Here is a 12,953-nt window from a genome sequence, read left to right on the forward strand (position 1 = left end):
AATGACAAAACTCACCATATTTTATGACGGAACTTGCCCACTGTGCGCCAAAGAAATGTACGCACTTAAGCGACGAGATGTAAAACAAGCGATAAAAATCGTCGATATCTACAGCGATGACTTTTCTGATTACCCACAGATAGACGCGCAAAAAGCCAATACGATTTTGCATGCGCTGAATGACAACAATGAACTGATACTTGGTCTTGATGTGACTCACCGAGCATGGCAGTTGGTCGGTCGAGGTTGGCTATATGCTCCACTACGTTGGCCATTACTCAAGCCAATTGCCGACTGGCTTTACCTGCGTTTTGCCAACAATAGGTATCGTGTCTCATACTGGCTTACTGGTAGCTCCCGCTGCAACTCGGGCCAATGCTCTCGCTAATTGTGATCCTGCTTAAAAATGTGAGTCTCTCTCGTCCACGATCACCAACTTCCTGTACTTCTCACCCGCCAACTCGGTTAATCTGCAATCAGTACAAAAATAATTATTAACACTTTTATTTGGTAAAGCTATTGAAGTTTACCAATTTGTAACGCTGCGCCGAGACGTAAGGAAGTACCTATGAATCTAACGATAAGAAAGCGACTTTATATTCTTTCCATCATTCCCGTGTTAACGATTGCTTTGGGTATGATGTGGTTTACCTACCTCCAAACCAGTACCTACAACCAACAACAAATCAATCATACGCACACGACGATGATGGCGATGAAGAAAGCGGAACTGAAAAACTATGTGCAGATGGCTCATTCCGCACTCAAACCGTTATTGGATCGTAATGCCTCATTGCAAGAAGCTATTCCAGTGCTCAAAGAGCTAGAGTTCGGCCAATCAGGTTATATTTTTGCGTACGACTCAAAAGGCGTGCGTGTTGTTGTCGGCAAAAACAACAAAGGGGTTGGAGAAAACTTCTATAACCTTCAAGACAAAAAAGGCAACTACCTGATCCAAGACCTGTTGAAAAACGCCAAAACGGGTGACTTCACAACCTACTACTTCCCTATGTTAGGGCAAACCGAAGCATTACCAAAACTCAGCTACTCCATGTTCATTCCCAAGTGGGATATTATGATTGGCACAGGTTTTTATACTGATGATATCGATGCGATCATTACAGAGATGGAAAACACAGCAAACGATGAGCTAAACAATACCTTAGCCGCTATTGCTATGTTTTGTGTCTCTATTGCCGTTGTCGTGGCCATTTTTGCCGTACTCGTCAACCGTAGCATTATGCGCCCTATCGAACAGTTTGACAGCTCAATCCAATCTTTCGCGCAAGGTGATGCCGACTTAACCGCGCGTATGGAAGAATCTAGCGTGCCAGAATTTAAGCAGCTCGCGCATAACTTCAATATCTTCGTTGAGAGCTTGCAAGGAATTATTAAGAGCGTCAGCCATGTCGGACAAGAGGTAGTATCAGAAACGAACAACATGTCTCAACGCGCCTCACAAGTGGATGAATTGGCTTCTGGTCAACGTGAGGAAACGGAACAAGTCGCGACAGCAATGACAGAAATGACGGCCACCGCTCACGAAATCTCTGGCAATGCAAACCAAGCCGCCGATTCCGCTAAAAACGCCGATGACAACGCACAACAAGCGAAGCACATCGTAGACTCCGCCGCTAATTCCGTTGAAGCGCTAGCAAATGAGGTCTCTGAAGCAAGCACTGTAATTTCACGTCTAGAGAGTGACGTGCAGAACATCTCATCATCACTTGAAGTCATCCAAGATATTGCTGAACAAACCAACTTGCTTGCGCTAAATGCCGCCATTGAAGCGGCACGAGCGGGCGACCAAGGACGCGGATTCGCAGTTGTCGCGGATGAAGTGCGTAAGCTTGCAAGCCGCACTCAGGACAGCACAGGTGACATTCACAAGATGATCGATCAACTTAAAGCAGGATCGGATGCCGCAGTAAAAGCGATGGAATCTAGCCAAGCACGTGGCGAAGCGACAGTAGAGGAAGCACGTGCTGCATCGGTTGCGCTGCAAGATATTCAAGCAGCTATTGCGAATATCATGGACATGAACACGCTGATCGCTACCGCGACCGAAGAGCAAAGCCAAGTTGGACAAGAGATTTCACAACGCATCGAAGTCATTTCTCAGCAAAGTAGTCAATCGGCGCACCTTGCCAATCAAAATCGCTCGGGCAGCCAAAACCTCAATCACAAAGCCAACGAACTTTACGACTTGGTGGGACGCTTCACGGTTTAACTTCCTTAACCATACTTAATAGTAGAAACAGCGACGCCTTAACGTCGCTGTTTCTATTTCTGCTATCCTCAAGCGACTTAGCTATAATGCCGCCAACTAAGCACCCATAAGGGCAAAACCAGATGATTATCATGACCACCAATTTCGGTGACATCGAAATTGAATTGAATCTAGAACGAGCGCCAGTTAGCTCAAAGAACTTCAAAAAATACTGTGAAGATGGCTTTTACGACGGCACCATTTTCCACCGCGTTATCGACGGCTTTATGATCCAAGGTGGCGGTCACACCGAAGACATGGCAGAAAAGCCAACGCGCACACCGATTGCAAACGAAGCAAACCGTGGTCTAAAGAACCTTGTTGGCACTATCGCAATGGCGCGTACCGATGCACCGCACTCTGCAACGGCACAGTTCTTCATTAACTTGGAAGACAACGATTTCCTAGACCATACCGCAACCACCAACCTAGGCTGGGGTTACGCGGTATTTGGTAAAGTGACCGCAGGTATGGAAGTCGTAAACCGCATCGCGAAAGTGAAAACAACTTCTAAGCTTGGTCATGATGATGTGCCATGCGATCCAATCATTATCGAGAAAGTGACGATCAGCGAATAAGCCCATTCATCTCTTCGGAGAAGTCATCACTATAAAACGATAAAAGCGCCTAACGTCTTATGACTTAGGCGCTTTTTGTTTTTACAACTCAGCCTATTAGTTTGGCTTGTGCCGGAGTTATAGATAGAAAAGCTCGGCTTTTGCTCCAACCAAATCCAGCTCAGAGCCCTGAAAATCAGCCAGATATTCCGCGACAAGGTTGTACCCGACCCAATACCCCATGTACTTCGGCCAGCGGCTTTCATCACAGCCAAGAAAGTAAGCATCGAAGTTGTAATCTAAACTGGTCAGCTTGTCTTTCATCTCAGCATAGAAAGGACGCCAATCTTGATCTTTGATGTTCTCAAACAAGCTCGGAGTGACGCCACCATTCACCTTACGTTCGAAATGACAAGCTAACCCTTCCATAATCAGCACATCACCAAGTGCAACGCCATTCTCTCCCGCTCGCATACGGAACAGGTGATGCAACTCATGCGCTAACACCGCAGCCAGTTCTCTCTCAATAACGTTTTTAATATCAGCACGTTGAGTATCAAGCAGAATCTCTACACGATAGGCACTTAAGCAATAGCCACCAATCCCCGTCTGCGGTACGTCATTGCGATCAAACGGGCTAATGGTCAGGTCAACGTTACTTAAATCAAAGTAACTAGAAAGCTGTGAGCTCAGGTCATCAAGTTTCTGATGTAAATACTCAGCGAGTGGAGACAACTCTCCCGTCGCATTTAAGAGGGTGACGCGATAACTCATTTATCTTCCTTGATAATGTAGGTTAAGAGCAGCGAGTTTACATTGTAAAGAGTGAGCAGTTCTAGCGATTACATCCCTTTGAACAAACTTTGAGATGCACGGCTCACAGCGAGCTTGTTTTCCCCAATGTGAACAAACATTCTTCCAGAAAAGTCTTTGTTTACTTTGCTAATTTTGCACACTTGCACCACGCTTGAACGGTGCACTTGCCAGAACTGTTCTGGGTTAAGCTGCCCTATCAACTCTTTCAACGATGTGCGAATCAAATACTCCTGCACTTTACCTTGTCCTTGTTGGGCATACACAGAAACGTATTTTTCTTCCGCTTTGAAATACAGCACATCAGACGTGGCGATCAGATGAATATCTTCCCCTTGCGTTGCTTTGATCCACTGAAGATATTGCGGCGTTTGTGGCGCGGATAATTGTTGTAACTGTTCTAACAGGCTGTTCATCTGCACATTGCTGCTTTCTTGCTCTCGCTTAGCAAGGCGTGCTTTCACTCTTTCACACGTCGTCAGGAGGCGCTCATCCGAGATAGGCTTGAGCAAATAATCGGCGGCATTTTGCTCAAAAGCTTTGATGGCGTAATCATCGTACGCAGTGACAAACACAATCAAAGGTGGATTGGCGAGTTGATTGAGTTTTTGCGCTAGTGTCATGCCATCCAAAACTGGCATACGAATATCAAGAAACACAATGTCAGGTTGGTTGTGCTTAATAGCTTGCAACGCTTGTTCACCATCCGCGACTTTGGCTATTACCTCTAGCTCTGGCCACACTTCAGCTAGGCTTTTATCAAGATGACGCCTCAATAACGGTTCATCATCAGCAATAATGGCAGTAAACCCTGTATTCATTCCTTTCTTCCTTGCTTACGATTCCATTGGCCAGCTCAAGCGAACACAAACGCCACCCTGAGCAGACTCACTGATAACAACCTCTCCTTGCCCTGCGAACAAAGCTTCAACTCGCTGCTTGAGATTACTCAAACCCACGCCGGAGCCCATGTGCCCACTAACATGATTCAAGCCAACACCTGTGTCTCTAACTTCAATCTGCAAGTTCTGTTGTTCGCGCTTAATGAGCAAACTGACTTCGCCGCCTTCTCGCTTTGGCTCAATACCGTGAACAATGGCATTCTCCACCAAAGGTTGCAACATCATCGGTGGCAGTTCTGTTGTTCCTAAACCGTCTTCTACTTCAATTTTGTAGCTTAGACGTCCATCCAGACGTATCTTCTGAATACTCAAGTAGGCTTCAATTAAGGCAATTTCATTCTCAATCGTGGTGTGCTCTTCACGTGAGCTTTTTAGCGTCGCACGTAATAGTGCGGTAAGTTGATCCAACATCTGCTTGGCCTTATCAACGTCCTGGGACATCAACACGCTGATATTTGCCAAGGTATTAAATAGGAAATGCGGTTCAATCTGGCTTTGCATCTGTTTAAGCTGACTTAGCAACAGCGCACGTTCCTGCTCTGCCTTTTCACGCTTGATACTCTCTAATTCACGCTGAGCAATCGCTTCTTTCTCTCGTGAGTGAAAATAAAAGTAACACATGCCGCTGAATAACAAGCCCATCAGCAACACTGGCAGCATGCCCGAAATGCCGAAGTATTCACCGAGCCAAAACTGCGCATTAATGACGCCAAACAACAAACAGGCGGTCAGTGACAAAGCAATTTCTAGTCTACGAGGGATGCTAGGAAACAACTTGTCGACTAACCAAGAGAAGAACAAGGCGGAGTAACCAAAACCAAAGCTCACCAATACATGTACATAGTAAGGCCCCCCCCAAACAGACAATGTCATTACCGAGATAAACAAACAGAATAAAGTCGTGACAACCACACTGCGTAGCCATCCACTTTCTACCATTAACTTAGCTGAATACATTTAGAATTTCCCTTTGATGTTAAATACAATCATATGCTTATCATTGATTTGTGCGTAAGCAGATTGGTCGTCTCCGGTTAAAAAGCGTGCGGCAACTTCCACTTCTACACTTTGATCGCCGGTATCAATCCATTGGTAATTAAGCCACTGCGTGACAATCACACCGCCATCTTGTGGCGACAGCATCACATCCAACGTAGGGGTTACATCACTTAGCCAGCCCATATCCGCTTTACCGTTCCATGCAGCCCACGCTTCCACATCCCAACTCCAGTGCAGCATTACATTATGCTGAACGATATTGGCATGCTGAAACCCTTGGGCGTAGCTTGTCGGAAGTAGAGCGCTGCTAGCCAACAGAGAGTAGTTAGGTTCAGGGATCTGAGAGAGTAATTCACCACGTTCTATTGCTTGTTGCCATTCGCTTTTCGACCATGCTCGGCTGTCGTACCAATATTCAGCAATCACGTTGTGTCCGGCTTGGTTTGCCCAGTTCACCCCAACTAAAGCTTGGAATGCGCTTCCCTGCTCCTCAACTGAAACGGGTTGGTAAAGATCGTCTTGCTGAAACTGATAGCCGACACTTTGCTTTTGCCACAGCATTGATCCGTGCATGGCGATGGATTCATCCCACACGGCAATGGCACTGGCTCCAAGCAAACCTCGGCGCACATCATCGTAATAACCAATAAGTTGATACTCGGTGTCACCCACCAGCGCATAACGACGAATACCAACACCTTGTTGCTCTGCGGCTTGATCAAGTGCACTTTGGTCTTGTTGCCCCCAGCTTGAATCGGTCGCAATGACGGTCCATTCGCCTGCCATATCATAGTGTGAAAGTGAAAACACACCCGCACCCTCTTCTGCGACTAAGCCAACCGGGTTTTGTCGATACGGCTTAAACAGATCCAATGGTCGGTAGCCATAACCCACGCCCCAATCCACGCGCAACTTACCTAAGCTCACATCAAGTGTGGTATCACCGACTTGCCACTCCCCTAGCCAAGCAAGCTCACGAATCAGCAACTGGCTATCAGCTTCACTCCACCAGTCACTCTCACCTTGTTGATTGAGGTACAAACCTTGGCTATACAGAGCAAACAAGCCACTGAAGTTTTGATAGTTCACTTGCACATCCAGTAGCGCATTGAGTGAATCACGAGTACTGCCCTGCGCTTGTATAAATGCGCTATCACGCTGCTTGGCCGTTTCGTAACTGACAGCCCAATCCCACTCAAAACTCAGCTCATCATTGGCAAAAGCTGGGGCTGCCGCGCCCACACACAATGACGCAGCAATCAACAGACTGGTGCTTTTGTTAAGGTTAGGCTGGTGCGGTTTCATGTGACTTCCTTGCTCGTTTTCATGGTTCTATTTACGAAGCTCAGACTAAAGCTGAGTCGTATTGGCTTTCGGCAAATAACTTGGGTTGTAGAACTTGTTATCCAGCTGCCAAGGCACGATTTCTTGGTACTCGATAACGGTTTTTTTGCTCGGCTGAATGCTATCAAGCAAGGTCATCTCACTGACATAGTCTTCGCCATTGTCGGTTGCGCGTCCGTATTGCGCTTGCTTGGCGAGTTTGCCAGAGCGCAAGTAGAGATCGGCTTTGATTGGAAACGCATCTTGCTCAGACAACCACAAGTCGATCTTCTGATAGCTCGCCCCTTTGGTTTTCGCGGTTAAAGCAAGATGATAAGCCGCGACACTTTCTCCGTTCACCGAAACGGTTTCTGTCGCTATCCATTCACCTTGATAATCTTGGCTCCACGTCAGGGTTGAGATGTCGCCGATAGACGCTTCACCAAGCAGCTTCTGCATTGGCGTAATGCGAATCGGACGGCGGCTCTTAGGCATTTGCAGCCAGTAGTTGTCGCCCATCATCAGCATCTTTTGCCCAGCTTCGACTGCTGATTTGAACACCACCAACGATTCACGATTTGGACGCGTGTACACGTGGTAAAGACGGGTTTTATCTAACTCTTGGTCTTGATATAAGCGCACCAGTGACACCACTTTGGAGGAATCATCTTGCAAGCGGTAGCTGTCCGCCTTTTCAATCAATTGCGCAACTTGCTGTGCATCTAGCGCTGTTTCATTTGCACTGGCACTCAAGCTTGCAATGCCGCTAACCGTTAGCAGTGCAATTGGTAATAGTGATTTGAAATTAAACATAAATCAGAGCCTCCGTAATTGGCTTGTTCACCCCTTTGCGTGCCGAGAGAAACGCCGCAACCAAACAAATCATCAATACTGCGAATCCTGCGGCAGCCACCAGCTCCCAAGAGAAGTAAATCGTTAATGGGTAACCTTCTGTGCGTCCTGGCGGTGGCGGCATTTGCACATCCACGACCATCAGTAAAACGGTAACTAACGCAGTAAACAAAGCGCCGATTAAGCTGCCAATCACCGCAAGTAACCCTGCTTCGCGCAAGAACCCAGCAATGATTTCGCTAGGGTAGCTACCAAGTGCTGACAATGTGCCGATTTCACGTGTACGCTCGGTGACCGACATGGTCATGGTGTTGAACAGCGCAACAAAGACCACCAACGCCATTACTGCGCCCATGATGCCGAAGATACGGTCGTACAAACCTTTCACTTTGAGATAGAAGAACGCACGTTCTTGCCAAGGCGTAATCTCAATATCTTGATCACCAAAGTTCTGTTTTTGCTTACTCAGAACCGAAGCCACTTGTTGCTCGACTTGGCTCGTTAAACTGGTATCGAACAGAAAGACCGACAACGCGCTGACTTTGTCTGAACCGAGCAGCGATTGCGCGCTGTTGATGTGCACGTACAACTGGCGTTTATCAAGCTCTGGTACGCCGGTTGAATAGATGCCACGAACTTTGAAGTCATACGCGTTCAACGCACCGTCGGTTGTGGTCGCCAGCAAGGTAATCCAATCGCCAACGTGCACGCTTAAGTTGTTCGCCAAATCAACGCCAAGCATCACTTCTGGCTCTGCTGGGTCATAGCGCGATGCATGAATATTGGACAGCGTCTGCCCTTCACGCACATCCAAAAACGGTCCTTTCATATCGAATTCGCGCTCGTTCACACCAATGCCGATAAAGATCGAGGACTTGTTACCATTGGAAATCAACCCACTGAACTCAACTCGTGGCTGCACGCCTCGCACTTCGTTTAAGCCAATCAATTGCTTGGTGATGTCGTCTGCATGAGTTAAACCGTTACTCAGCGGCATCTCTTCTTCTTTCGCAAAGTAACCCGGCGTGGTTAACGTCAGATGCCCCGTGTCACGCGCCGTCGACTCTTTCAAACTGTCGTAGGTGTACAGACCAAAACCACCCGCACTGGTTAAGGCAAACACGGCAATGGCGATGATCAGCATCGACAACAAACTACGGCGGCGATTGCGTTGCAGGTTCAACCAAGCAAGGCGAACCGAAACAGGAATTAGCTTGCCCATGAAACCTCCTCCACACTTGCATGCGTTTGGGTAATCTTGCCATCCACCAATTCAATGGTGCGATCACAGCGGGATGCCATACGAGGGTCGTGTGTAGCGACAATAAAAGTGGTACCAAGCTCGTGTCCAAGTCCTTTCATAATGTCGATGACCTTGTTGGCAGTTTGGCTATCAAGACTTGCGGTTGGCTCATCAGCAATCACCAGCGCCGGTTTGTGCACTAAAGCACGAGCAATTGCCACGCGTTGTTGCTGACCGCCTGATAGGTTATCGGGCATGTGATGAATAAACTCGCCCAAACCAACGTGTTCTAGCATTTGTGTGGCGAGCTCGGTTTGTTCTGCTTTTGAAAAGCCGTTGAGATGCAGCGGATACGCCACGTTCTCTAACGCTGTCATCACGGGCACAAGATTGAATTTTTGGAACACAAAACCAAGCTTTTCACGGCGCATTTTCGCAGCTTGCATTTGTCCGGTTGGGTATGGGCTGCCTGCAAATGTCACCTGACCTTGGTATTGAGTATCCAGCATGCCAAGCACGTTAAGTAAGGTGCTTTTGCCTGAGCCAGACGGTCCGCATAATGCCACCATTTCGCCTGCAAATACTTCACCAGACACCTCTCGCAATGCATGCACGGTTTGGCTGCCAAGGGCGTAATCGCGACTAAGTTGATTAAAAACGATCATGACGCTCCCCCTAATACTTGGCTAGCAGCGCTTTCGCGGTTTGCGTTTCTAGATTGCTGTCACCTAATTGCTCCATTTGCGCTAACCATGTTTTGGCTTGTTGAACGTCTTCAGCGCGCAGTGCCGCTTCAATGGCGTAGCGATAAATCCAAGACGTTGCCGCAAAAGGTTGCTGACTAAAACTCGGTTCATCAAGCAGTGAAAGGTATAGCTCGTAGCCACGCTCAAAGTGATTGAACATGTCTGGCAGAGAGGTAAACGTAGTGGCTGCCATGGCGGTGGCTAATTGATATTCCGGCAAGCCTTGTAAACGTTGTTGTTCTTGAAGTGGTATTGGCTGATTCACCATTAGATCCAAACCTTTTTGGATAGTAGCAAGACCGCGCTCGGTGAACTTCATCTTGTTCCAAGGCATAAACGCTTCACGACCTTGCAACGTCTCAGCACTGCCCAAGTAAACCAAGGTCACGGGCGTTGCGCCCTGCTCTTCGAGTTGTTTGGATAGTTCGCCGTAAACGGTATCAACCAAACCAGAATCACCCTGCGCTGCTTGGTTGAATTGACTGAGTGTACGCTCGCTTGGGTTAGCCAGTACCAGATTGCTACTGAGTGCAAATGCGGCGATAAACGTACTTGCCAGTTTAAGAGCTTTGATTGAGCGAGATTGAGAAACCATCATGTACTGTCCTTAGTTGAACGTGATTTGATGGTTTCAGATTAAGGGAGAAGATCACACACTGCTTTTGCATGCGACCAATGGCAGTTATTTAGAATGAACGGTTGTTTGCTGCGATGAATGACATTCCATCCTTAAAGAGAGCATTTATCCCAGCTTGTTTGTAAGCGTCTGTCTTTCACTACAATAGGAATAAAAATACTGGCTTAAAACCTGCTTCTAGTGTATTTATCCATTCCACAGCTTTCCAAGCAGCTTACCCATAACAGACGACATCGACGCTCCTCTCATACACACCTTTGCATGATGTCTGTTATTTCCAAATAGGATTCTTAGCATCGGAATAGTTCGAACTCTCGAGTTCTGGTTGTTTTCGCGCTCGAACAGGGTGCGTTATTAGGTCGTAGAAAATGAATAAGCGTTTTTTCCCCAGGGTCGATTTGCCACTGCTGATGGCGATCATTCCGATCATGCTATTGAGTACACTAACACTTTGGAGTGCCAGTGGCTTTAATGAGGCCATGCTCTTCAAGCATTTAGCACGCTGCGGACTGACCTTGGTTTGTATATTGGTCATGTCATCGATTCCCGCCGCTAGCTATCAACGCTCAGCTCCATATCTCTACATCATTGCGGTTGCGCTGCTACTTGCTGTCGCTTTGTTTGGCGATAGCACTAATGGCTCTCAACGTTGGCTCGATATTGGCTTTTTTCGCTTTCAACCCTCGGAGCTAATCAAACTCTCGATTCCAATCATGATCGCGTGGATGCTACATATTGAAGGTGGCAGACCAGATAGTAGAAAAATCGCATTCTGCTTACTCATCACCATGATTCCTGCTGGGTTAATCGCGCTACAACCGGATTTAGACGGTGCAGTTTTTACCGTCATTTACGCCTTATTCGTTTTATTTTTAGCTGGCATGAGCTGGAAAATAATCGGTGGCTTTGTCGCGAGTATATTAACGTTGGCGCCTATTTTGTGGTTCTTCGTCATGGAAACGTATCAAAAAAGCCGCGTTACTCAGTTCTTGCACCCAGAGTCGGATCCGTTAGGTTCGGGCTACCAAATTATCCAATCTTTGATTGCGATAGGCTCCGGCGGAATGAAAGGCAAAGGTTGGATGAATGCTACGCAAGGAACACTTGGCTTTATTCCAGAAAGTCATACGGACTTTATTTTTTCGACTTATGCCGAGGAGTGGGGTTTTGTTGGTAGTTTAGTCTTGCTCGCACTGTACTTGTTTATTACCGCGCGCGTCATGTTGCTTGCATGTCAGTCTGACCACTTTTTTAGTCGGCTTGTGAGTGGTGCATTAGCGATGAGCTTTTTCCTGTATGCTTTTATCAATACAGGCATGGTGAGCGGCTTGTTGCCTGTAATGGGAAGCCCTTTGCCGTTCTTTAGTTACGGCGGCACGGCCATGCTGACGCAAGGCATCTGTTTTGGTGTGATCATGTCACTGTGTTATTCCAAATATCGCAACGCATAATGCTGCTAGCAAAAAGTACGATCAAAAAAGGCTTCCCTCGGGAAGCCTTTTTACAACGGTGGAAGCTAAGAAATTATAGCTCTGCGTTGTGGTAAACCTGCTGAACGTCGTCACAGTCATCTAGAAGATCTAAGAATTTCTGGAACTTCTCAGCATCTTCACCCGCTACTGGAGTGTGAGTTTGAGGAACGAAAGTGATTTCTTCCACATCGATCGTTAGATCTGGGAACGCACCATTTAGTGCTGTCTTCGTCTTGAAGAACTCTGTATGAGGAGCGAATACAGTGATCACACCGTCTTCTAGCTCAACGTCAGTTACGTCTACATCTTCCATCATTAGCGTTTCTAGGATGATTTCATCATCGTCGCCTTTGAACTGGAATACCGCTTGGTGATCGAACATGTGAGAAACTGAGCCCTCAACACCAATTTTCGCACCCACTTTAACAAAGCATTGGCGTACATCTTGGAAAGTACGGTTGCCGTTATCGGTCAGACAGTCAACGATAACACTAGTACCGCCAGGGCCGAAGCCTTCGTAGCGCGCTGGTTGGTAATCTTCACCACCGCCGCCACTCGCTTTGTCTAGTGCTTTGTCGATAACGTGCGCTGGTACCTGATCTTTTTTCGCTTTCGCGATCAGGTGGCGAAGAGACAAGTTCATGTCTGGGTCACTACCGCCGTTTTTCGCGCACATGTAAATTTCTTTACCGTATTTGGAATAAACTTTAATTTTCGCGCCTGCAGTTTTCGCCATAGAGGCTTTGCGCACTTCAAAACTTCTTCCCATCGGGATGTCTCTCTAAATTCAAATTTAATGCGAAGGATTTTAGCAAAAAGCGAAACCTTTTCAATTTCGCTTAGCAAAGGAATGGGGAGGTTACCTCATTCGCCACATAGTTTTATACCGTTGTCACGATTCGCGTTAAGCGACACCCATTACTCGTTTGTACTTTTCGACCGATTGCTGAAAAAACGCTTTTTCATCAGCATCGTTAATCTTGGACAACTGTTCTTCTATTGCTTCAGGACCAGATTTGGCCTCTCTGAGCTTCCAAACCAAAAACGACGCTTGTTTATCCAGTTCGATTTTGTTTTTTTCATCAGGCGGCAATAGGGATAGATTGAACGACATTTACAGCCTCAAGGTACTTTAAATAC

At 46.9% G+C, this 12,953-nt stretch carries 14 protein-coding genes; 4 read left to right on the forward strand and 10 right to left on the reverse strand.

Going from position 1 to position 12,953, the window contains the following annotated elements; genetic code table 11:
* Position 1 precedes the first annotated feature (1 nt).
* The 3 genes from J8Z23_RS21280 (at position 2) to J8Z23_RS21290 (ending at position 2,847) form a co-directional block, all read left to right on the forward strand.
* A complete protein-coding gene (locus J8Z23_RS21280; protein ID WP_104972148.1) occupies positions 2-388 on the forward strand; it encodes a thiol-disulfide oxidoreductase DCC family protein in 387 nt (128 codons plus the stop codon).
* A gap of 180 nt (positions 389-568) precedes the next feature.
* Positions 569-2,230 carry a methyl-accepting chemotaxis protein gene (locus J8Z23_RS21285; protein ID WP_434635345.1) on the forward strand — a complete coding sequence of 554 codons (1,662 nt, stop codon included), beginning with the start codon at positions 569-571 and terminating at the stop codon, positions 2,228-2,230.
* A gap of 122 nt (positions 2,231-2,352) precedes the next feature.
* On the forward strand, positions 2,353-2,847 hold the full coding sequence (locus J8Z23_RS21290; RefSeq protein WP_434635346.1) for a peptidylprolyl isomerase: 495 nt from the start codon (positions 2,353-2,355) through the stop codon (positions 2,845-2,847).
* A 117-nt stretch (positions 2,848-2,964) separates the two neighbouring features.
* On the opposite strand, the gene J8Z23_RS21295 is transcribed toward J8Z23_RS21290, so the two are convergent.
* From J8Z23_RS21295 to J8Z23_RS21330, 8 genes are all read right to left on the reverse strand, one after another.
* Positions 2,965-3,600, reverse strand: coding sequence for a DUF2268 domain-containing putative Zn-dependent protease (locus tag J8Z23_RS21295; protein WP_434635348.1), 636 nt, complete (start codon positions 3,598-3,600; stop codon positions 2,965-2,967).
* 68 nt (positions 3,601-3,668) lie between these two features.
* A complete protein-coding gene (locus J8Z23_RS21300) occupies positions 3,669-4,460 on the reverse strand; it encodes a LytR/AlgR family response regulator transcription factor (RefSeq protein ID WP_395197144.1) in 792 nt (263 codons plus the stop codon).
* A gap of 15 nt (positions 4,461-4,475) precedes the next feature.
* Complete coding sequence (locus J8Z23_RS21305) at positions 4,476-5,498, reverse strand: sensor histidine kinase (RefSeq protein ID WP_114322673.1); 1,023 nt, start codon at positions 5,496-5,498, stop codon at positions 4,476-4,478.
* A complete protein-coding gene (locus J8Z23_RS21310) occupies positions 5,499-6,845 on the reverse strand; it encodes a hypothetical protein (protein ID WP_434635350.1) in 1,347 nt (448 codons plus the stop codon).
* 45 nt (positions 6,846-6,890) lie between these two features.
* A complete protein-coding gene (locus J8Z23_RS21315; RefSeq protein ID WP_434635352.1) occupies positions 6,891-7,676 on the reverse strand; it encodes an outer membrane lipoprotein-sorting protein in 786 nt (261 codons plus the stop codon).
* Positions 7,669-8,937: an ABC transporter permease gene (locus tag J8Z23_RS21320; protein WP_395208188.1), complete on the reverse strand. Its 1,269-nt coding sequence runs from the start codon at positions 8,935-8,937 to the stop codon at positions 7,669-7,671. The genes J8Z23_RS21315 and J8Z23_RS21320 overlap by 8 nt, the downstream gene beginning before the upstream one ends.
* Positions 8,925-9,623, reverse strand: a complete 699-nt coding sequence (locus tag J8Z23_RS21325) for an ABC transporter ATP-binding protein (RefSeq protein ID WP_182034304.1) — start codon at positions 9,621-9,623, stop codon at positions 8,925-8,927. Before J8Z23_RS21325 ends, J8Z23_RS21320 begins: the two co-directional genes overlap by 13 nt.
* A 10-nt stretch (positions 9,624-9,633) precedes the next feature.
* A complete protein-coding gene (locus J8Z23_RS21330; RefSeq protein ID WP_301575657.1) occupies positions 9,634-10,302 on the reverse strand; it encodes a hypothetical protein in 669 nt (222 codons plus the stop codon).
* A gap of 407 nt (positions 10,303-10,709) precedes the next feature.
* Here J8Z23_RS21330 and rodA point away from each other — a divergent pair, with 407 nt between their 5' ends.
* A complete protein-coding gene (gene rodA, locus J8Z23_RS21335) occupies positions 10,710-11,792 on the forward strand; it encodes a rod shape-determining protein RodA (protein WP_046875633.1) in 1,083 nt (360 codons plus the stop codon).
* A gap of 73 nt (positions 11,793-11,865) precedes the next feature.
* Here the strand turns inward: rodA and J8Z23_RS21340 are convergent, their stop codons facing one another.
* The gene (locus J8Z23_RS21340) at positions 11,866-12,582 is read right to left on the reverse strand and encodes a YebC/PmpR family DNA-binding transcriptional regulator (RefSeq protein ID WP_005392082.1); all 717 of its coding nucleotides are present in this window, start codon (positions 12,580-12,582) and stop codon (positions 11,866-11,868) included.
* Positions 12,583-12,717: 135 nt separating this feature from the next.
* Positions 12,718-12,927, reverse strand: coding sequence for a DUF3283 family protein (locus J8Z23_RS21345; RefSeq protein WP_005374484.1), 210 nt, complete (start codon positions 12,925-12,927; stop codon positions 12,718-12,720).
* Between the last annotated feature and the right edge of the window lie 26 nt (positions 12,928-12,953).

It is taken from the genome of Vibrio sp. SCSIO 43086 (assembly GCF_051132235.1).
Taxonomy (GTDB): Bacteria; Pseudomonadota; Gammaproteobacteria; order Enterobacterales; family Vibrionaceae; genus Vibrio; species Vibrio diabolicus.